Source organism: Paracoccus luteus (genome assembly GCF_004522155.1).
In the GTDB taxonomy this organism is placed as follows: Bacteria; Pseudomonadota; Alphaproteobacteria; order Rhodobacterales; family Rhodobacteraceae; genus Paracoccus; species Paracoccus luteus.
Map to the genome: position 1 here is coordinate 13,999 of NZ_SDEA01000020.1, position 20,204 is coordinate 34,202.

The window sequence follows — 20,204 nt, forward strand, 5'->3', positions numbered from 1 at the left end:
CCCAGTCCACCCACTCCGCCCAAAGAAAAAGGCCCGGCGCAGCGGCCGGGCCTTTCCAGTCATCCGTTCAGGATCATTCCTCGGGCGAGGTGATGACCTCGTCGGCGTCCACGTCGGCCATCGCCGGCGCGGGTTCCGGGGCGGCCAGCGCCGCCGCGGCTTCGGCCTCGGCGCGGCGCATCTCGATGACCTCGTTGTCGCGGTCCTCGGCGATGCGCTTGACGCGGCTGGTGGCCCCGCCGGTGCCGGCCGGGATCAGCCGGCCGACGATGACGTTTTCCTTCAGCCCGACCAGCTTGTCGCGCTTGCCCTGCACGGCGGCCTCGGTCAGCACGCGGGTCGTTTCCTGGAACGACGCCGCCGAGATGAAGCTGCGCGTCTGCAGCGACGCCTTGGTGATGCCCAGCAGCACCGGTTCCCCGGTCGCCGGACGCCCGCCGCGCGCCTCGATCTTGGCGTTCTCCTCGACGAACTCGTCGCGGTCCACGTTCTCGCCTTTCAGCAAGGTCGTGTCGCCCGAGTCCAGGATCTCGATCTTCTGCAGCATCTGGCGGACGATCACCTCGATGTGCTTGTCGTTGATCTTCACGCCCTGCAGCCGATAGACGTCCTGCACCTCGTCGATGAGATAGTCGGCCAGCGCCTCGATCCCCATGATCCGCAGGATGTCGTGCGGCGCGGGGTTGCCGTCCATGATGTACTCACCCTTCTGCACGAAGTCGCCTTCCTGCACCGGGATGTGCTTGCCCTTGGGCACCATGTATTCGACCGGCTCCAGCCCGTCCTCGCGCGGCTGGATGATGATGCGGCGCTTGTTCTTGTAGTCCTTGCCGAACTTCACCGTGCCGTCGATCTCGGCGATGATGGCGTGATCCTTGGGACGGCGCGCCTCGAACAGTTCCGCCACGCGGGGCAGACCCCCGGTGATGTCCTTGGTGCGCGCGCCCTCGCGCGGGATGCGCGCGATCACGTCGCCTGCCTTGATCTCCTGCCCGTCCTCGATCGACAGCACCGCGTCCACCGACATCGGATAGCTGATCGGGTTGCCGGCCTCGTTGCGGACGGGTTCGCCGTCCTCGCCCACAAGGATGATCTCGGGCTTGAGGTCGCTGCCCTTGGGCGCCGACCGCCAGTCCGTGACGATCTTCTGCGTCATGCCGGTCGCCTCGTCGGTCTCGTCGCGGACCGACAGGCCCGACAACAGATCGACGAACCGCGCCGTCCCCGCCATCTCGGCGATGATCGGCAGGGTATAGGGATCCCATTCGAACAGCTTGCCGCCGCGCGCGACCTTGTCGCCGTCGCGCACCATCAGCTTGGACCCGTAGAACAGCTTGTGGCTGGCCAGCGCGGTGTCCTGATCGTTCATGACGTGCAGCTGCATCGAGCGGCTCATCACGATCAGCTCGCCAGCCGCGTTTTCCAGCACGGCCTCGTTCTCGAACCGGACGGTGCCGTCCTGGTTGGCGGCGATGAACGACTGCTGCCCGCCCTGCGCGATGCCGCCGATGTGGAAGGTCCGCATCGTCAGCTGCGTGCCGGGTTCACCGATCGACTGCGCGGCGATGATGCCGACAGCCTCGCCGATGTTGACCAGCGTGCCGCGCGCCAGATCGCGGCCATAGCACAGCGCGCAGACGCCGTCCTCGGCCTCGCAGGTCAGCGCGGACCGGATGCGGACGGACTGGATGCCCGCCGCCTCGATCGCGTCGGCCTTGCGCTCGTCGATCAGCTCGTTCTCGCGGACCACCACCTCGTCGGTGCCGGGGACCAGCACGTCCTCGGCCGCGACCCGGCCCAGCACACGTTCGGCCAGGGGCGCGATGACCTCGCCGTCGTTGACCGCGGCGGATGCGGTGATCGCCCGGTCGGTGCCGCAGTCATGCTCGCGGATGATGCAGTCCTGCGCCACGTCCACCAGACGCCGCGTCAGATAGCCCGAGTTCGCGGTCTTCAGCGCCGTGTCCGACAGGCCCTTGCGGGCGCCGTGGGTCGAGTTGAAGTATTCAAGGACGGTCAGACCTTCCTTGAAGTTCGAGATGATCGGCGTCTCGATGATCTCGCCCGACGGCTTGGCCATCAGGCCGCGCATCCCGCCAAGCTGCTTCATCTGCGACACGGACCCCCGCGCGCCGGAATGGGCCATCATGTAGACGCTGTTCGGCTCCATCTCGGCGCCGGTCTCGTCCTTTTTGGCCGACGAGATCGTCACCATCATGGCGTCGGTCACGCGGTCGTTGCACTTGGACCACGCGTCCACGACCTTGTTGTATTTCTCGCCCTGCGTGATCAGCCCGTCCAGATACTGCTGTTCGAACTCTTTCACCTGGTCCTGGACCTCGCCGACGATGTCCCACTTGCTGTCGGGCACCACCATGTCGTCCTTGCCGAACGAGATGCCGGCCCGGAACGCCTCGCGGAAGCCGAAGCCCATGATCTGGTCGCAGAAGATCACCGATTCCTTCTGGCCGCAGTAACGATAGACGGTGTCGATGACCGTCTGGACGTCCTTTTTGCGCAGCAGGCGGTTGACCAGTTCGAACGGCGACTTGGCGTTCTTGGGCAGCAGCGCGCCCAGACGGACCCGGCCGGGCGTCGTCTCATAGCGCTTGATGACCTCGTTGCCGTCCTCGTCGATCTGCGGCAGGCGGCAGGTGATCTTGGCGTGCATGTGCACGGCGCCGGCGGCCAGCGCGTGTTCCACCTCGTCCACGTTGCCGAAGGCCATGCCTTCGCCAACCATGCCGTCGCGCTGCATGGTGCCGTAATAGAGGCCAAGAACCATGTCCTGCGACGGCACGATGATCGGCGCGCCGTTGGCGGGCGACAGCACGTTGTTCGTGGACATCATCAGGACGCGCGCCTCAAGCTGGGCCTCAAGGCTCAGCGGGACGTGCACGGCCATCTGGTCGCCGTCAAAGTCGGCGTTGAAGGCCGAGCAGACCAGCGGGTGCAGCTGGATCGCCTTGCCTTCGATCAGGATCGGCTCGAACGCCTGGATGCCCAGGCGGTGCAGCGTCGGCGCGCGGTTCAGCAGGACCGGATGCTCGCGGATCACCTCGTCCAGGATGTCCCAGACCTCAGGGCGTTCCTTTTCGACCAGCTTTTTCGCCTGCTTGACGGTCGAGGAATAGCCCTTCGCCTCAAGCCGCGAATAGATGAACGGCTTGAACAGCTCGAGCGCCATCTTCTTCGGCAGCCCGCACTGGTGCAGCTTGAGTTCCGGCCCGGTCACGATGACCGAGCGGCCCGAAAAGTCCACGCGCTTGCCCAGCAGGTTCTGGCGGAACCGGCCCTGCTTGCCCTTCAGCATGTCCGACAGCGACTTCAGCGGGCGCTTGTTGTTGCCCGTGATGACGCGGCCGCGGCGGCCGTTGTCGAACAGCGCGTCGACCGATTCCTGCAGCATCCGCTTTTCGTTGCGCACGATGATGTCGGGCGCGCGCAGCTCGATCAGCCGCTTGAGGCGGTTGTTGCGGTTGATGACCCGGCGATACAGGTCGTTCAGGTCCGACGTGGCGAACCGGCCGCCGTCCAGCGGGACCAGCGGGCGCAGTTCCGGCGGGATGACCGGGATCACGGTCAGCACCATCCATTCCGGGCGGTTGCCGGATTCCAGGAAGCTCTCGACGATCTTCAGCCGCTTGATGATCTTCTTGGGCTTCAGCTCGCCGGTGGCCTCCTTCAGATCCTCGCGCAGCTGGTCGGCCGTCGCCTGCAGGTCGATGGCGGACAGCATGTCGCGGATCGCCTCGGCGCCGATGTTGGCGGTAAAGGCGTCAACGCCGAACTGGTCCTGCGCGTCCATGAACTCTTCCTCGGTCAGCAGCTGACCATAGGTGAGGTCCGTCAGACCCGGTTCGATGACGACATAGTTTTCAAAGTACAGGATGCGTTCCAGGTCGCGCAGCGTCATGTCCAGCATCAGGCCGATCCGGGACGGAAGCGACTTGAGGAACCAGATATGCGCGACCGGGGCGGCCAGCTCGATATGGCCCATGCGCTCGCGCCGGACCTTCTGCAGCGTCACCTCGACGCCGCATTTCTCGCAGACGAGGCCGCGATACTTCATGCGCTTGTATTTGCCGCACAGGCATTCGTAATCCTTGATCGGCCCGAAGATGCGCGCGCAGAACAGCCCGTCGCGTTCGGGCTTGAACGTGCGATAGTTGATCGTCTCGGGCTTCTTCACCTCACCGAACGACCACGCGAGGATTTCCTCGGGCGAGGCCAGCGAGATCTTGATCTCGTCGAACTGCCGCGGCGGGGCGACGGGGTTGAAGGGGTTGTTGGCGAGTTCCTGGTTCATGTTCTGCACCGTCCTTAGGGGCTGGTGTTAAATCGCGAGAGCGGCTCGGCAGAGCCGCCCAGTAATTCAGGGTGTTCGGCCAGAAAGCCCTTGATGCTGGCATCCAGGACATCCGGGACGCGGGACCAGCTGACGTTGCGGCGCACGACCCGGGCGGGGTTGCCGACGATGGTGGTCGCGGGGTCATAGCGCCCCGCAGCCACCGCGCCCGCGCCCAGAACGGCGCCGTGGCCGATCTGGCACGACCCGACCACGGTGGACCGGAACCCCAGCCAGACGTGGTCGCCCACGACGATCTCGGGGCTTTCCGAAACCGGCACGGGCGCGGCGCCCGACAGGTCCACGATGCCGTGGTGCGTAGCGGCCATCACCATGACATCGCGCGAGGCCATGCAGTCGCGGCCGATGCGGACGCTGCCGCGGGCGCAGTTCACAAAGATCTGCCCCGCCGTCGTTCCGTCCCCGATCTCGACCCGCGCCTTGGTGCCCAGGTCCAGCCGTGCGTTCAGCATGGGCGAACGGCCGATCTCGACCGCCGCGTCGCTAGCGGTGAACAGCACCGAAACGGTCCCCCGGTCGATGCGCCCGATGGTCAGGCGCAGGTCGTCCAGCGGCTTTGCGCCCCCGATGGTGACGGTGATCGTCGCCTTGGGACCGGGCGGCGCCACGTCGATGACGCAGCGCGCGCCCAGCTGGCCGATGATCCGCACCTGCTGCCCGGCCGCCGCACCGGGTTGCACCGCAGGCGCACCCGGTCCGGTGGTGACGCGGACCCCGCGGCGGGCAACGCGCCCGCCCATGTCGCGCAGCCCGCGGGCCGCACGTGCGAGGCCGCCCCGCAGCGTCATCAGTCGGCGTCCTCCGCGTCCAGCAGTTCCATGTTGAGGCCGAGGCCCCGGACCTCCTTGACCAGCACGTTGAACGATTCAGGGACGCCGGCCTCGAAGTTGTCCTCGCCCTTGACGATCGACTCATAGACCTTGGTCCGGCCCGCGACGTCGTCCGACTTGACCGTCAGCATCTCCTGCAGGGTATAGGCGGCGCCATAGGCTTCCAGCGCCCAGACCTCCATCTCGCCCAGACGCTGACCGCCGAACTGCGCCTTGCCGCCCAGCGGCTGCTGGGTGACCAGGCTGTAGGGGCCGGTCGAGCGGGCGTGCATCTTGTCGTCGACAAGGTGATGCAGCTTCAGGAAATACTTGACGCCGACCGTGACCGGACGGGTGAACTGCTCGCCGGTGCGGCCGTCGAAGACGATCGATTGCCCCGAGGTGTCGAACCCTGCCCGACGCAGCGCGTCGTTCACGTCCACCTCCTTGGCGCCGTCGAACACCGGGGTCGCGATCGGCACGCCGCCTTTGACGTGCTCGGCGTGTTCGACCATGTCCTCGTCGGCCATGCCGCCGAATTCGGCATCGAACGTCTCGGCGCCATAGCCGTTGCGCATCGCGTCGCGCACCGGGGTCATGTCGCCGTTCGCCCGATAGGACTGCAACGCCTCGTCGATCTTGATCCCCAGGCCGCGCGCGGCCCAGCCCATGTGGGTTTCCAGGATCTGGCCCACGTTCATGCGCGACGGCACGCCCAGCGGGTTCAGAACCAGGTCGACGGGGGTGCCGTCGCCCAGGAACGGCATGTCCTCCATCGGGACGACTTTGGACACGACGCCCTTGTTGCCGTGGCGGCCGGCCATCTTGTCGCCCGCCTGCAGCTTGCGCTTCACGGCGACAAAGACCTTGACCATCTTCATCACGCCCGGCGGCAGGTCGTCGCCCTGGCGGACCTTTTCGACCTTGTCGTCGAACCGGGCCTCCAGCGCGCGTTTCTGCACGTTGAACTGGTCCTGCAGCGCCTCGACCTCGCGCGCGGTGTCCTCGTCGGCGACGGCCAGCTGGAACCACTGGCCGCGCGACAGGCTGTTCAGCAGATCCTCGTTGATCTCGCTGTTGGCCTTGACGCCCTTCGGACCCTTGACTGCCTTCTTGCCGGCGATCAGCGAACGCAGGCGCGCATAGATGTTGCGCTCAAGGATCGCCATCTCGTCGTCGCGGTCGCGGGCAAGGCGCTCGACCTCCTCACGCTCGATCTGCAGGGCGCGTTCGTCCTTGTCCACGCCGTGGCGGTTGAACACCCGCACCTCGACGATGGTGCCATAGGCGCCCGGCGGCAGCCGCAGCGAGGTGTCGCGCACGTCCGACGCCTTTTCGCCGAAGATGGCGCGCAGCAGCTTTTCCTCGGGTGTCATGGGGCTTTCGCCCTTGGGGGTGATCTTGCCCACAAGGATGTCGCCCGGACCCACTTCCGCGCCGATATAGACGATGCCCGCCTCGTCGAGGTTGCGCAGGGCTTCCTCGCCGACGTTCGGGATGTCGCGGGTGATCTCCTCCGGGCCCAGCTTGGTGTCGCGGGCCGCCACCTCGTATTCGTCGATATGGATCGAGGTGAACACGTCGTCGCGGTGGATGCGCTCGGAAATCAGGATCGAGTCTTCGTAGTTGTAGCCGTTCCACGGCATGAACGCGACGACCACGTTCCGGCCGATCGCCAGCTCGCCCTGGTCGGTCGAGGGACCGTCGGCGATGACCTGGCCCTTCTGGACGCGCTCGCCGACCTTGATCAGCGGGCGCTGGTTGATCGTGGACGACTGGTTCGACCGCTTGAACTTGCGCAGGCGATAGATGTCCACGCCGGCGTCGCCCGCGCCCAGATCCTCGGTCGCGCGCACGACGATGCGGCTGGCATCGACCTGGTCGATGACCCCGCCCCGGCGCGCCATGATGGCGGCCCCGCTGTCGCGGGCGACGATGGCCTCCATGCCGGTGCCGACGAACGGCGCCTCGGCGCGCAGCAGCGGCACCGCCTGACGCTGCATGTTGGACCCCATCAGCGCGCGGTTGGCGTCGTCGTTCTCAAGGAACGGGATCAGCGCGGCCGCGACCGACACCAGCTGTTTCGGCGACACGTCGATCAGATCGACGGCATCGACCGGGTTCAGCATGAAGTCGCCTGCCTGCCGGGTCGAGATCAGCTCGTCGACAAAGTTGCCGTCCTCGTCCAGCGTCGCGTTCGCCTGCGCCACGGTGTGGCGCATTTCCTCGGTCGCGGACATATAGACCACGTCGTCGGTGACCTTGCCTTCGACCACCTTGCGATAAGGCGTCTCGATAAAGCCGTATTTGTTCACGCGGGCAAAGGTCGCGAGACTGTTGATCAGGCCGATGTTCTGCCCTTCCGGCGTCTCGATCGGGCACATCCGGCCATAGTGGGTCGGGTGCACGTCGCGCACCTCAAAGCCCGCGCGCTCGCGCGTCAGGCCGCCCGGCCCCAGCGCCGACAGGCGGCGCTTGTGCGTCACCTCGGACAGCGGGTTGGTCTGGTCCATGAACTGCGACAGCTGCGACGAGCCGAAGAACTCGCGCACCGCGGCCGCCGCGGGTTTCGCGTTGATCAGGTCCTGCGGCATCACGGTGTCGATCTCGACGCCCGACATGCGCTCGCGGATCGCGCGTTCCATGCGCAGCAGACCGATGCGGTACTGGTTCTCCATCAGCTCGCCGACCGAGCGCACCCGGCGGTTGCCGAGGTGGTCGATGTCGTCGATCTCGCCCTTGCCGTCGCGCAGTTCCACCAGCCCGCGGATGCACGAGATGATGTCCTCGTGGCGCAGGGTGCGCTGGGTGTCCGGCGCGTCCAGGTCCAGGCGCATGTTCATCTTGACCCGGCCCACGGCGGACAGGTCGTAACGCTCGCCGTCAAAGAACAGGCTGTTGAACAGGTTGCTGGCGGCCTCGACCGTCGGCGGCTCGCCCGGACGCATGACGCGATAGATGTCCATCAGCGCGCCGTCGCGGTTCATGTTCTTGTCGGCGGCCATCGTGTTGCGGATATAGGGGCCGACGTTGACATGGTCGATGTCCAGCACCGGCACGTCGGTGATGTCGTTGTCCAGCAGCACCTTCAGCACGCCGCCCGACAGCTCGCCCGCCTTGTCGTATTCCGCGGTGATCTCGTCGCCGGCCTCGGCATAGATCAGGCCGTTGTCCTCGTTCACCAGATCCTTGGCGATGAATCGGCCGATGATCCGTTCGAACGGCAGCAGCAGGTTGGTGACCTCGCCGGATTCGACCAGCTTCTTGACCAGCCGCGGGGTGACCTTTTCGCCGGCCTTGGTGATGACCTCGCCGGTGTCGGCGTCCACCAGGTCATAGTTCGGACGGGTGCCGCGCACGCGTTCCGGGAAGAACCGCGTGACCCAGGCGCCGGTGTCGCCCTTCTTGTCCTTTTTCAGGCTGTAGGTGACCGTCTCGTAGAAGGCATCCATGATGCTTTCCTGGTTCATCCCCAGCGCATACAGCAGCGTCGTCACCGGCAGCTTGCGGCGGCGGTCGATGCGCGCGAACACCAGATCCTTGGCGTCGAACTCGAAATCCAGCCACGACCCGCGATAGGGAATGATCCGGCAGGCGAACAGCAGCTTGCCCGAGGAATGGGTCTTGCCGCGGTCGTGGTCGAAGAACACGCCGGGCGAGCGGTGCATCTGGCTGACGACCACCCGTTCGGTGCCGTTCACGATGAACGTGCCGTTCTGGGTCATCAGGGGCATGTCGCCCATGTAGACGTCCTGCTCCTTGATGTCCTTGACGGACTTGGCGCCGGTGTTTTCATCGACGTCGAACACGATCAGGCGCAGCGTCACCTTCAGCGGCGCGGCATAGGTCATGTCGCGCTGCTGGCATTCCTCGACGTCATATTTCGGCCGCTCCAGCTCGTATTTCACGAACTCCAGCGTTGCCGTCTCGTTGAAATCCTTGATCGGGAACACCGACTGAAAGACGCCCTGGATGCCGTCGCCGTCGTTGTGCCCCTCGCCCTCGCCCGAGGCCAGGAACAGGTCGTAGGAGCTTTTCTGGACCTCGATCAGGTTCGGCATCTCCAGCACTTCGCGGATATTGCCGTAATAGCGCCGGATGCGCTTCTGGCCGACATAAGCTTGCGCCATGGGGTCTTTCGCCTTTCGTCATCGCGCGCGGCGGATCGTCGGGGCACGATCCGTGGCACGCTTGCGAACATCAGGGGTCGCGGTCCCATTCGTGCCGCGCGTCCCACCGCACAGCTCCCGAACCGCAAACTCGCCCAAAGGGAAACTCGGCCTGCCGCCCCCGCGCCCTGCCGTGCAGGTGCCAAGATAGGGGCTTCCAAGCGTCCTTCAAGACGGGTTCGGCAGGGACCGGGAAACCCGGACCCTGCCTGCATCCTTTGCAATCCCGCGGGGGATTACTTCAGTTCGACCTTGGCGCCGGCCGCTTCCAGCTTTTTCTTCATCTCTTCGGCTTCGGTCTTGTTGGCGCCTTCCTTGACCTTGCCGCCGGCTTCGACCAGGTCCTTGGCCTCTTTCAGGCCCAGGCCGGTGATCGCGCGCACTTCCTTGATCACGTTGATCTTGTTGGCGCCGGCTTCGGTCAGGACGACGTCGAACTCGGTCTTTTCCTCGGCGGCTTCGGCGGGGCCGGCGGCCGGGCCGGCCATCATGACGGCGCCACCGGCAGCCGGCTCGATGCCGTATTCGTCTTTCAGGATGGTCTTCAGTTCCTGCGCCTGCAGCAGGGTCAGACCAACGATTTGTTCAGCGAGTTGCTTCAGATCAGCCATTTTTCCGTTCTTTCCAGTCAAGTTGTTCCAACGTCGCGGCATCTTGCCGCCGGACGGGACGGGGTTGCCTCAGGCGGCCTCGCGCTCTTCCAGAGTCGTGAGGATGCCCGCGATGTTGCTGGCAGGTGCGCCGATCGCACCCGCGATGTTGCTGGCCGGGGCACCGATGGCGGCCACGATCGAAGCGATAAGCTCCTCGCGCGACGGCATCTGGGCCACGGCTTTCACACCGGCGGGATCAAGGGCCGTGTCACCCATCGCACCGCCCAGGATGACGAACCTGTCGTTCGTCTTGGCGTATGCGTCCGCAACCTTGGCCGCAGCCACGGGGTCGTCGGAAAAGGCGAGAACGGTCATCCCCGTCAGGTAATCGGCGATCGAGGCCGACGGCTTACCTTCCAGGGCGATCTTGGCGAGCCTGTTCTTGGCAACGCGGACCGCAGCCCCTGCCTCGCGCATCTGCGCGCGCAGGACCTGCATCTGGGCAACCGTCATCCCCTCGTAGCGGGCAACCACCACGACGCCAGAGCTTTCAAAGATCTGGCCGAGTTCCTCGACCACCTGTTCTTTTTGGGCTCTATCCACGGTTCACTCCACGTTGGGGGTTTCCCCCCGGCTCTCTTGTCCGGCAGCCGGGTGGCAGCCGGGCGGGTCCGCTGGCGATGATGGACCCGAGATCGCCCGAAAGGTGGACCCTTGCGGATAAACTCGACTTCCATCTCGGGAAGGACTTATCGGCGCTCGCGCGCCCGCCCTCCGTCTCGGACAGATCGGGCCACGGGCGAATCAGCCCGCGACACCGGAAGCTGCCGTTTAGCGGACGTGCGGGGGCATGGCAAGGCGCGGCGCCGCCCTACAGGTCGGGCGCCGCCCATGCGGGTCGGAACGATCAGCGCGCCCGGACGACCGTGATCGGCGCGGCCGCCGCCGCCGGGCCGCCGCTGTCCATGTCCCTCATGCCCGGTCCCTTCCGCGATCCTCGGCCGACGCGTCCGGGGCGGGCGCCCCGCCGGACATGAAAACGCCCGCCCTGTGAACACAAGGCGGGCGCGATCTCGTTTTTCCGAAACTCAGCCCTGCGCGGCCGAGGACAGGTCCAGCGACACGCCCGGACCCATCGTCGAGCTGATCGAGACCTTTTTCAGATAGGTGCCCTTGGCGCCCGAAGGTTTCGCCCGGTTCACCGCGTCCACGAAGGCGCGGATGTTCTGGGCCAGCTTCTCGGTGTCGAAGGACGCCTTGCCGACGCCGGCGTGGACCACGCCCGCCTTTTCGGCCTTGAACTGGACCTCGCCGCCCTTGGCGTTGCCGACGGCGCCGGCCACGTCCATCGTCACCGTGCCGACCTTGGGGTTCGGCATCAGGTTGCGCGGGCCGAGGATTTTGCCCAGCCGGCCGACCAGCGGCATCATGTCGGGCGTGGCGATGCAGCGGTCAAAGTTGATGTTCCCGGCCTGGATCGATTCCATCAGATCCTCGGCGCCCACGATGTCGGCGCCGGCGGCGCGCGCCTCGTCGGCCTTGGGACCGCGGGCGAACACGGCGACGCGGACGTCCTTGCCGGTGCCGTTGGGCAGGGTCACGACGCCGCGGACCATCTGGTCGGCGTGGCGCGGATCGACGCCCAGGTTCATCGCGATCTCGACCGTCTCGTCGAACTTGGCGGTGGCGTTGGCCTTGACCAGCGTCAGCGCCTCTTCCAAGGCCAGGTTGGCCTTGCCTTCAAAGGCGGCGCGGGCGGCGGCCTTGCGTTTTGCGATCTTTGCCATGACTCAGCCTTTCACCTCGATACCGATCGACCGGGCCGAGCCGAGGACGATCTGCATCGCGGCCTCGATGTCGTTGGCCGACAGATCCTTCATCTTCGCTTCGGCGATCTCGCGCACCTGCGCGACGGTCACGGTGCCGGCGTTCGTGCGGCCCGGCTTGTCGGACCCCTTGGCGCGGTTGCGCTTGCCCACCGGCTTCAGGCCCGCGGCCTTTTTCAGCAGGAACGCCGCGGGGGGCGTCTTGGTCTCGAAGGTGAACGACTTGTCGGCGTAATAGGTGATCACGGTCGGGACGGGGGAACCCGCCTCCATCTCCTGCGTGCGGGCGTTGAACGCCTTGCAGAACTCCATGATGTTGATCCCGCGCTGGCCCAGTGCGGGACCGATGGGCGGGGACGGGTTCGCCTGACCCGCCTTGACTTGCAGCTTGAGGCTGCCGACGACTTTCTTGGCCATCTGGCCTTCTCCTTTTCATCACGCCCGCATCATGCGGGCCGACTTAGCGGTGCGGTCCGGGCCGTGGCCCTCGCCTTCCGCGCTTGCTTCACTGGGCCTTGGCGACCTGCGTGAATTCCAGTTCGACCGGCGTCGGCCGGCCAAAGATCGACACGGTGACCTTGATGCGGCTGGACGCGTCGTCCACCTCTTCGACCATTCCCGAGAACCCCTCGAACGGGCCGTCGGTCACGTTGACCTTTTCGCCGACCTCGAACCGGATCAGGTTGCGGGGCGCGACCTCGCCGCCGTCCGCGCCGGTGCGGTTCAGCATCGCGTTCACCTCGTCGTCGCGCATCGGCTGGGGCTTGCCATGCGCGCCCAGGAACCCGGTGACGCGGTTGATCGAATTGACCATGTGGTGCGTGCGGTCCGACAACTCCATGTGGACCAGCACATAGCCGGGCATGAAGCGGCGTTCCGACGTCACCTTCTTGCCGCGGCGGATCTCGATGACCTCCTCGGTGGGGACCACCACGTCGTCGATCTGGTCTTCCATGCCCTTTTCGGCGGCAGCCTGACGGATCGCCTCGGCCACCTTCTTTTCGAAGTTGGACAGGACGCTGACCGAATACCAACGCTTTGCCATCGCCTGAAAGTCCCCTGCGTTATTCCTGACCGACCCGGCCGGGCCCGCCTGCGCCGTGCCGCGGGCCAAAACTCAAACGGCGCGCATACCGAATCGATGCACGCCGGTCGCCGGGCAGGTCGGGGGGACATAGCCCCCCTGCCCCGTCGATGCAAGCGTCAGGCGACCGCGTTCAGCACCGCCGCCAGACCGCCGCGGATCAGCAGGTCGACGATGAAAAAGAACGCGCTGAACAGCGCCGCCATGACAAAGACCATGATCGTCGTCGTGGTCACCTCGCGCCGGCCGGGCCAGGTGATCTTGGCGGCTTCGGCACGGACCTGGCTGATGAACTGGGCGGGGTTGGTCATGGTCATCCCTTGCGTTTCAGCGGGTCAGATAATCGCTGCGCCCCGCGAAGGCAAGCGCCGCGCCGCCTGCCGTCAGCACCCGCCGTCAGCGCGCGCCCGGCAGGGTCAGCAGATCGACGCCGGGCATCGCGGCCAGCCGGGCGCAATCCTCGGCATAGGCCTGCGCGCAGCGGCGGGCAAGGGCGGCGTCGACCACGTCCAGCATCCGCTCTCCGGGGCGGCGGGGGAACTGGCGGGCGGCGCGCCGCGCCATTCCCCGCAGGTCGCCGCCGGGCTTGGCCATCGCGCGCGCCCGCAGCGCCTCATAGGCGTCCTGCGACATCGAGACGTTGACCGCCGGCAAATCGGGTGCGACCGCCGCCACGCCGGAAGGCAGCAGCCGGTCGAACAACGCCGGGCGGATCGCGGGATAATCCTCGTATCGCCAGACCGTCAGCCCCGCCACGCCCGGCACGGCCAGCAGCCGTTCGGCCAGCCCCGACCACGACAGAAGGTCGGGGGCAAAGCCGTCCAGATAGGCGTCGAACAGCAGCTCGCGCCCGCCCAGCACCTGCATCGCAAAGGCCGAGGTCAGGAACCCCGCCGGCTCGCGGATCGACAGGCACAGCCGCATGGGCCGGCGGCGCAGCACCGCGCCCAGGGCGTCCACCCGCGGACCCGCGCTGGGATAGATGGTGTTGTCCGCGCCGAACAGCCGGTCCGACCGGATGCGGCCCAGGATGTTCTCCTCGGACAGGACGACCTGGGGCCAGTTCGCGACGATGCCGTCCAGCACGCGCGCGACCGCCTTCTGGTCGCCGCGCAGCGGGTCCGCGCCGCGCGCTGCAGCCCCGCCGGGCTGCGGGCGGAACGGGCTGGGCGCGGCCGCGGGCGCACGCCGGGCCAGCCGGTCGGCCAGCCGGATCAGCCCCGCATCCATCGCGCGATCCCCGCGCCAGTGGACCACGTCACTGTAATGGACCCCCGCCCGCAACAGGGCCGGGATCATCGCCCGCAGGGTCGATTGCAGATGGGTGGTGGCGGTCTTGTGCGCGCCGACATGGACGGTCAGGGACATCGGGGGACCGCCGCCTTGCGCTGTCGGGAAATGCGGGCCTGGCAGGGGCAGGGGGACTCGAACCCACGACCCTCGGTTTTGGAGACCGATGCTCTACCAACTGAGCTATACCCCTAGGCCGCGACACCGATTACGGCAGCTGCCCGTCATCTTCAAGGCTTTTCGGCAGCCCGGCGCGGGTTCATCATGCGGCCGTCCTGCGCGTGAGGTCGCGATGCCGATCACCCCCCTGCCCCCCGAGATGATCCGCGATTGGCTGGCGCAGCTGCAGGGCCACATCTCGCCGGCCGAACATCGGGTGCTGGAACACCTGCTGACGCGCAAGCCCATCGCGCGCGACCTGCATCTGGGCGGACCCGGCGCATCGACGCTGGGCGGGCGGATGGCCGACCGGGTGGCCAGCTTTGGCGGATCGTGGAGCTTCATCGCCATTTTCACGGCGGTCCTGCTGCTGTGGGTGGCGGGCAACGCGATGCTGGCCGCGCGCGCGTTCGACCCCTATCCGTTCATCTTCCTGAACCTGATCCTGTCGATGCTGGCGGCGTTCCAGGCCCCGATCATCATGATGAGCCAGAACCGCCAGGCGGCCAAGGACCGCATGGCGGCCGCCCACGATTATGAGATCAACCTCAAGGCGGAAATCGAGATCATGGCCCTGCACGAGAAGATGGACCAGATGCGCAGCCAGCAGCTGGAGGGGCTGATCGCGCGCCAGCAGGCGCATATCGACCGGCTGACCGGGCTTTTGCTGGCGGCGGTCCCGTCCGCGCCACAGCCGGACCGCGCGACGCCGGGCGCGGGCGGCGGCCCCTGACCGCGCGGGGGCTGCCGGTCCGCATCGTGTCCGTTGCCCTCAGGGGGCCGGCGGTCCCTGATCGCGCGCGGGGGCCGGGGGGTGTTCGCCAGGACCACGGGGCAGGCCCGCACGGTCCCAGATCGCCCGCGGGACGGCCTGACCCGCGACGGGCGGCGGACACTCGGCGGTCCCTTATCGCGCGGGGGGCGGGGGCTACTCCGCCGCCTCGGTCGCGGCGTCGTCGCCCGCGATCAGGAAGCCGCCCGACTGCCGCTGCCACAGCCGGGCGTAAAGCCCGCCCTGCGCCAGCAGCGCGTCGTGGGTGCCCATCTCGACGATGCGGCCGGCGTCCAGCACCACCAGCCGGTCCATCGCGGCGATGGTGGACAGGCGGTGGGCGATGGCGATGACGGTCTTGCCGGTCATCAGCCGTTCCAGCTGCGTCTGGATGGCGGCCTCGACCTCGCTGTCGAGCGCGCTCGTCGCCTCGTCCAGCACCAGGATCGGCGCGTTCTTCAGGGCCACGCGGGCGATGGCGATGCGCTGGCGCTGGCCGCCCGACAGCTTGACGCCGCGTTCGCCGACATGGGCGTCCATGCCGCGCCGCCCCTCGCTGTCGCCCAGGGCGGGGATAAAGCCGCCCGCCTCGGCGGCGACGGCGGCGGCCGCGATCTCGGCCTCGGTCGCGTCGGGGCGGCCATAGGCGATGTTGTCGCGCACCGAACGGTGCAGCAGGCTGCTGTCCTGCGTCACCACGCCGATGGCGGCGCGCAGGCTGTCCTGCGTCACCGCCGCGATGTCCTGCCCGTCGATGGCGATGCGGCCCGATTCGACGTCGTGGAACCGCAGCAGCAGGTTCACCAGCGTCGATTTGCCCGCCCCCGACCGGCCGACCAGCCCGATGCGCTCGCCCGGCGCGATGTCCAGCGTCAGCCCGTCCAGCACCGCCAGCGGCCGGTCGGCGGCGTCGGCGTCATAGCGGAAGGTCACGTCCTGGAACCGCACCGCGCCCGCCGTCACCGCCAGCGGCCGCGCGCCCGGCCGGTCCACCACCATGCGCGGCAGCGACAGGCTGCCGATCCCGTCGCGCACCGTGCCGATGTTCTCGAACAGCGCGGCGAACTCCCACATGATCCAGTGGCTCATGGCGTTCATGCGCATCGCCAGCGGCACCGCCACGGCGACCGCGCCCACATCGACCGACCCGCGCGACCACAGCCACAGCCCGATCGCCGTCGTCAGGCCGACCAGCGCCGCGTTCAGGATGTTCAGCGTGATGTCCTGCGCCGCCGACAGCCGCATCTGGCGATGCACCGTGCCCAAGAACGCGTGCATCGAATCGCGGGCGAACGCCTCTTCGCGCGCGGAATGGCTGAACAGCTTGACCGTTGCGATGTTGGTATAGGCGTCCACGATGCGGCCCGTCATCGCCGCCCGCGCGCCGGCCTGCGCCTCGGCCGCGCGGCCAAGGCGGGGGATCAGAACCCACAGCAGCGCGCCATAGCCCGCCCCCCACGCCACGAAGGGCATCGCCAGCCGCCAGTCCTGCCCGCCCGCCACCACCAGCGCGCCGACGAAATAGACCGTGACATAGACGGCGACGTCCATGACCTTCATCGCTACCTCGCGCACCGCCAGCGCCGTCTGCATCAGCTTGGTGGCGATCCGGCCGGCGAACTCGTCCTGGAAATAGCCCATCGACTGGCGCAGCAGATAGCGGTGCGCCTGCCAGCGGATGCGCTGGGGGAAATTGCCCAGCAAAGTCTGGTGCATGAGCAGCGCGGTCAGGATGTTCAGGACCGGCAGCACCACCAGCAGGACGCCCGCCATCAGCATCAGCCGCGGCCCCTCGGTGGCCCAGAACCCGTCGCGGCCGGTCTGGGCCAGGCGGTTCACCAGCTCGCCCAGATAACCGAACAGCACCACCTCGAACGTGGCGATCAGCGCCGATCCGGCCGCCAGCGCGACCAGCCACGGCCCCGCGCCGTGGGCATAGTGCAGCACGAACGCCACCAGCCCGCGCGGCGGCATCCGGGGCGGGTCGTCGGGATAGGGGTTCAGGCGTCGTTCGAACCAGCCAAACATGGGCGCCTCGGGCGTCACGGGTGACGGCAGGGGTCGCCCGGCCCGGATGCGATGTCAAGCTGACGGGGAACGGCCCGCCGGGGGCTGCGTTGGCTGGGCAGCCGATTGCGCAACGCCACGAAAGGACATGCGATGACCGCCATCAAGAACCTGAAGGATCTGTATCTGGACGGGATCAAGGATCTGCACAGCGCCTGCAAGCAGTCGATCCCCGTCACCGAAGAGATGGCGCGCGCGGCCAAGAACGCCGACCTGAAAAGCGCGCTGGACGCCAGCGTCAAGGGCACCCGCGAGGGCATGGCGTCGATGGAAAAGCTGGCCCGCGCCCACGGCGAGGATCCGGGCGGCGAACATTGCAAGGGGATGGAGGGGCTGGTGGCCGAGGCGCGCAAGCACGCGCTGGACGCCCGCTTCGCCGACGAGGACACGCAGGATGCCGCGATCATCGCGCAATACCAGCGCCTCGCCCATTACGCGATCACCGGCTATGGCACGCTGAAGGCGTGGGCCAAGCGGCTGGACCTGTCCGACGACGCCCGCGCGCTGGATGAGGCGACGGCCGCCACCTATGAGGGCGACGAGACCATGACGAAGATCGCCGTCAAGGGCGGCGTGAACAAGGCCGCGATGTAGGCGGTTGGCCTTATGACCCGGGCGCGCCGTCCGGGCGCGCCCCTTTGCGTCTGATCAACGCCGCATCTGCCTCGTGAACGCAACGGCGTGCGCTGCCAAGGCGTCCCGCGTTGCTCCTGCGCCGGTCATAGCCGGCAGGTGCGCGCGGCAAACGCATCCAGCCTGCCCTGCCAAAGCGCCCCCCCGCGCCCGCCCCGGTCAAGGCCGCAGGTGCGTCGCGAACGCGTCCAGCGTGCGCTGCCAGGCCAGTTCCGCCGCCTCGGGGTCATAGCGGGGGGTGGTGTCGTTGTGGAACCCGTGGTTGGTGCCGGGATAGACATGCGCCTCATAGGTCTTGCCGTGTTCCTTCAGCACGGCCTCATAGGCGGGCCAGCCGGCGTTCACCCGCTCGTCCACCTCGGCGTAATGCAGCAGCAGCGGCGCCCGGATCGCCGGCACCTCGGCGGCCTCGGGCTGGCGGCCATAGAACGGCACGGACACCGCCAGTTCGGGATAGGCCACCGCCAGCGCGTTGCAGACGCCCCCGCCATAGCAGAATCCCACGCAGCCGACCTTGCCGGTGCTGTCCGCATGATCGCGCAGGAACTCGTGGGCGGCGAAGAAATCCTCCATCAGCTTTTCGGGCGGCAGGCTGGCCTGCATCTCGCGCCCCTGATCGTCGTTGCCGGGATAGCCGCCCAGCGACGACAGCCCGTCGGGGCCGAACGCCAGGTAACCCGCCTTGGCGACGCGGCGGACGACATCCTCGATATAGGGGTTCAGGCCGCGGTTCTCGTGGATGACCAGCACCGCGGGCAGCTTGCCCGTGGCGTCGGCGGGCCGCGCCATCAGCCCCTTGATGCGGCCGGTCCCCCGGGGGCTGTCGTATTCGGCCGTTTCGGTGCGGATGGCCGGATCGTCCGGCGCGACCTGCGCCGCCAGCGCATAGTTCGGCGCCAGCGCCTCGAGGATCATGGCGCCGGTGACGCCCGCGGCGGCATACTGGCCCGCCTGCTTCAGAAAGTCCCGCTTGCTCAGCTTGCCGTGGACATAGCCGTCAAAGATTTCCAGGATCCGCGGATCGAAATCCGCGGCGCGCTTGCGTCCGTCGTTGGTCATGGCGTCCCCCCGTGATGGCGTGCAGGGCAGCGTAACCGGCGGCGGGCGGCCGTATCCTCACGAATCCGTCATCGCGCCATCACAGATGCCGTGTCTCGGGCGCGGGCCGTCCCCAGTCGTTCGCCGCGCCGTTCCCGGCATAAACGGGCGCCGCGATCAGCTCGTCCTGCGCGGCGTCGTCCAGCGCGGGGACAAAGACCATCGTGACGCGCCCGCCCAGTTCCGCGATGGTGCCGCGCGACCACAGGCGGGTGCCGCAGGTGCCGCAGAAGCAATGGTGCATGTCGATGTCGGCCGCGCCCGAGCGCGGGGTTTCGGCGACGTGGTCCTGCCCCTGCAGGACGCGCAGCCCGTCGGGGTCGGGCAGCCGCATTTCCCAATAGCGCATCTTGCGGCAGAACCGGCAGTTGCACCGCATCGTGCCATCGGCCAGGTCGCCGTCCGCCTCGAACGCGACGGCGCCGCAGAAACAGCTTCCGTGATAGGTCTTCATGCCGTGCCCCCTGTCATGCCCCAGCGCGGGACAGGGCGCAGCATAGCACGGATTGCCGGACCGTCCCCGCCCGCGGATCGCCGCGCGGGGCGTCCTCACCCTTGCGCCAGATCGCGCGCGATCGCGGCCATCCGTTCGGGGTCCAGCTGCGGCGGCACGGAATAGCCGTCCGGCCCGTCCGCGAGGTATGCCTGCGACGACACGTCATGGACATGGTGCATGGGCACGACATGGGCGTGGGCATGCGGCACGTGGATGCCGGTAAAGAACATCGCCACCCGTTCGACCCCGTAGATCCGCTTCATCCGGTGCGACAGGGTCTGGCTGCACGCCATGACGCGGGCGGCCAGTGGCGCCGGGATGTCCTCGAACCAGACGTGATGCGCCTTGGGGATGACCAGCGTGTGCCCGGGCCGGATCGGATGCAGGTCCAGAAAGGCGACGACCTCGTCGTCCTCGTGCACGACATGGGCGGGCAGATCGCCCCGCGCGATCCGGCAGAACAGGCAGTCGTGGGTCATGGCGCCCCCTTTCGGGGCAGGTTGGGCGATCCGGCCGGGACGCGCAACCGGGTGGACGCCCCCCACGCAAAAACCCGCCCCTTTCGGGACGGGCCTTGTGCTTTCGCGGCAGGGTGCGTGACCGGCACGCACCGCCAGCTCACATCACTCGATGATCTTCGACACCACGCCGGCGCCGACGGTGCGGCCGCCCTCGCGGATGGCGAAGCGCAGCTTTTCCTCCATCGCGATCGGCGCGATCAGCTCGACCTCGAACTTCAGGTTGTCGCCCGGCATCACCATCTCGGTGCCCTCGGGCAGCTTCACCGTCCCGGTCACGTCCGTCGTGCGGAAATAGAACTGCGGGCGATAGTTGGCGAA

General features: G+C 67.7%; 17 protein-coding genes and 1 tRNA gene. 2 read left to right on the forward strand and 16 right to left on the reverse strand.

The features are described from left to right. Positions 1–73: 73 nt before the first annotated feature. From rpoC to EPA64_RS15805, 11 genes are all read right to left on the reverse strand, one after another. On the reverse strand, positions 74–4,309 hold the full coding sequence (gene rpoC, locus EPA64_RS15755; RefSeq protein WP_134727242.1) for a DNA-directed RNA polymerase subunit beta': 4,236 nt from the start codon (positions 4,307–4,309) through the stop codon (positions 74–76). A 14-nt stretch (positions 4,310–4,323) separates the two neighbouring features. Further along, positions 4,324–5,157, reverse strand: coding sequence for an acyltransferase (locus EPA64_RS15760; RefSeq protein ID WP_134727243.1), 834 nt, complete (start codon positions 5,155–5,157; stop codon positions 4,324–4,326). Beyond that, positions 5,157–9,308: a DNA-directed RNA polymerase subunit beta gene (rpoB, locus tag EPA64_RS15765; protein WP_134727244.1), complete on the reverse strand. Its 4,152-nt coding sequence runs from the start codon at positions 9,306–9,308 to the stop codon at positions 5,157–5,159. The genes EPA64_RS15760 and rpoB overlap by 1 nt, the downstream gene beginning before the upstream one ends. Before the next feature lie 275 nt (positions 9,309–9,583). Next, positions 9,584–9,958, reverse strand: coding sequence for a 50S ribosomal protein L7/L12 (rplL, locus tag EPA64_RS15770; RefSeq protein ID WP_134727245.1), 375 nt, complete (start codon positions 9,956–9,958; stop codon positions 9,584–9,586). A 69-nt stretch (positions 9,959–10,027) separates the two neighbouring features. Further along, positions 10,028–10,543 (reverse strand): 50S ribosomal protein L10, encoded by a 516-nt coding sequence (gene rplJ / locus EPA64_RS15775; RefSeq protein WP_134727246.1) that lies wholly within the window; start codon positions 10,541–10,543, stop codon positions 10,028–10,030. Positions 10,544–11,028: 485 nt separating this feature from the next. Beyond that, a complete protein-coding gene (gene rplA / locus EPA64_RS15780; protein WP_134727247.1) occupies positions 11,029–11,727 on the reverse strand; it encodes a 50S ribosomal protein L1 in 699 nt (232 codons plus the stop codon). A 3-nt stretch (positions 11,728–11,730) separates the two neighbouring features. Beyond that, positions 11,731–12,183, reverse strand: coding sequence for a 50S ribosomal protein L11 (rplK, locus tag EPA64_RS15785; RefSeq protein WP_134727248.1), 453 nt, complete (start codon positions 12,181–12,183; stop codon positions 11,731–11,733). 88 nt (positions 12,184–12,271) lie between these two features. Next, positions 12,272–12,811, reverse strand: a complete 540-nt coding sequence (nusG, locus tag EPA64_RS15790) for a transcription termination/antitermination protein NusG (protein ID WP_134727249.1) — start codon at positions 12,809–12,811, stop codon at positions 12,272–12,274. Between the two features lie 158 nt (positions 12,812–12,969). After that, entirely contained in the window at positions 12,970–13,167 is a 198-nt protein-coding gene (gene secE, locus EPA64_RS15795; RefSeq protein WP_134727250.1) for a preprotein translocase subunit SecE, read from the reverse strand. 79 nt (positions 13,168–13,246) lie between these two features. Beyond that, complete coding sequence (locus tag EPA64_RS15800; RefSeq protein ID WP_134727251.1) at positions 13,247–14,218, reverse strand: hypothetical protein; 972 nt, start codon at positions 14,216–14,218, stop codon at positions 13,247–13,249. Between the two features lie 39 nt (positions 14,219–14,257). Next, a tRNA-Trp gene (locus EPA64_RS15805) sits at positions 14,258–14,333 on the reverse strand. A 99-nt stretch (positions 14,334–14,432) separates the two neighbouring features. Between EPA64_RS15805 and EPA64_RS15810 the strand changes: the two genes are divergently transcribed. Further along, positions 14,433–15,032: a DUF1003 domain-containing protein gene (locus EPA64_RS15810; RefSeq protein ID WP_167626688.1), complete on the forward strand. Its 600-nt coding sequence runs from the start codon at positions 14,433–14,435 to the stop codon at positions 15,030–15,032. A 195-nt stretch (positions 15,033–15,227) separates the two neighbouring features. Here EPA64_RS15810 and EPA64_RS15815 read toward each other — a convergent pair whose 3' ends face one another. Then, entirely contained in the window at positions 15,228–17,099 is a 1,872-nt protein-coding gene (locus tag EPA64_RS15815) for an ABC transporter ATP-binding protein (RefSeq protein ID WP_134727253.1), read from the reverse strand. A gap of 132 nt (positions 17,100–17,231) precedes the next feature. On the opposite strand from EPA64_RS15815, the gene EPA64_RS15820 reads away from it, so the two are divergent. Then, complete coding sequence (locus tag EPA64_RS15820) at positions 17,232–17,732, forward strand: DUF892 family protein (protein ID WP_134727254.1); 501 nt, start codon at positions 17,232–17,234, stop codon at positions 17,730–17,732. Positions 17,733–17,930: 198 nt separating this feature from the next. On the opposite strand, the gene yghX is transcribed toward EPA64_RS15820, so the two are convergent. The 4 genes from yghX to EPA64_RS15840 all read right to left on the reverse strand — a co-directional run. After that, the gene (yghX, locus tag EPA64_RS15825) at positions 17,931–18,830 is read right to left on the reverse strand and encodes a YghX family hydrolase (protein ID WP_134727255.1); all 900 of its coding nucleotides are present in this window, start codon (positions 18,828–18,830) and stop codon (positions 17,931–17,933) included. Between the two features lie 79 nt (positions 18,831–18,909). Next, positions 18,910–19,323: a GFA family protein gene (locus tag EPA64_RS15830; protein ID WP_134727256.1), complete on the reverse strand. Its 414-nt coding sequence runs from the start codon at positions 19,321–19,323 to the stop codon at positions 18,910–18,912. Positions 19,324–19,418: 95 nt separating this feature from the next. After that, positions 19,419–19,844, reverse strand: coding sequence for an HIT family protein (locus EPA64_RS15835; protein WP_134727257.1), 426 nt, complete (start codon positions 19,842–19,844; stop codon positions 19,419–19,421). Positions 19,845–19,988: 144 nt separating this feature from the next. Beyond that, a partial coding sequence (locus EPA64_RS15840) for an EF-Tu C-terminal domain-related protein (RefSeq protein WP_484217447.1) occupies positions 19,989–20,204 on the reverse strand: 216 nt, incomplete at its 5' end.

Bases quoted from the DNA above. Each gene is read 5' to 3' on its own strand.
- rpoB (WP_134727244.1), bottom strand. From the start codon at position 9,308: ATGGCGCAAGCTTATGTCGGCCAGAAGCGCATCCGGCGCTATTACGGC.
- EPA64_RS15820 (WP_134727254.1), top strand. From the start codon at position 17,232: ATGACCGCCATCAAGAACCTGAAGGATCTGTATCTGGACGGGATCAAG.
- EPA64_RS15760 (WP_134727243.1), bottom strand. From the start codon at position 5,157: ATGACGCTGCGGGGCGGCCTCGCACGTGCGGCCCGCGGGCTGCGCGAC.
- EPA64_RS15815 (WP_134727253.1), bottom strand. From the start codon at position 17,099: ATGTTTGGCTGGTTCGAACGACGCCTGAACCCCTATCCCGACGACCCG.
- rplA (WP_134727247.1), bottom strand. From the start codon at position 11,727: ATGGCAAAGATCGCAAAACGCAAGGCCGCCGCCCGCGCCGCCTTTGAA.
- rplL (WP_134727245.1), bottom strand. From the start codon at position 9,958: ATGGCTGATCTGAAGCAACTCGCTGAACAAATCGTTGGTCTGACCCTG.
- EPA64_RS15830 (WP_134727256.1), bottom strand. From the start codon at position 19,323: ATGAAGACCTATCACGGAAGCTGTTTCTGCGGCGCCGTCGCGTTCGAG.
- EPA64_RS15810 (WP_167626688.1), top strand. From the start codon at position 14,433: ATGCCGATCACCCCCCTGCCCCCCGAGATGATCCGCGATTGGCTGGCG.
- rplK (WP_134727248.1), bottom strand. From the start codon at position 12,183: ATGGCCAAGAAAGTCGTCGGCAGCCTCAAGCTGCAAGTCAAGGCGGGT.
- yghX (WP_134727255.1), bottom strand. From the start codon at position 18,830: ATGACCAACGACGGACGCAAGCGCGCCGCGGATTTCGATCCGCGGATC.
- secE (WP_134727250.1), bottom strand. From the start codon at position 13,167: ATGACCATGACCAACCCCGCCCAGTTCATCAGCCAGGTCCGTGCCGAA.
- EPA64_RS15800 (WP_134727251.1), bottom strand. From the start codon at position 14,218: ATGTCCCTGACCGTCCATGTCGGCGCGCACAAGACCGCCACCACCCAT.
- EPA64_RS15835 (WP_134727257.1), bottom strand. From the start codon at position 19,844: ATGACCCACGACTGCCTGTTCTGCCGGATCGCGCGGGGCGATCTGCCC.
- rpoC (WP_134727242.1), bottom strand. From the start codon at position 4,309: ATGAACCAGGAACTCGCCAACAACCCCTTCAACCCCGTCGCCCCGCCG.
- nusG (WP_134727249.1), bottom strand. From the start codon at position 12,811: ATGGCAAAGCGTTGGTATTCGGTCAGCGTCCTGTCCAACTTCGAAAAG.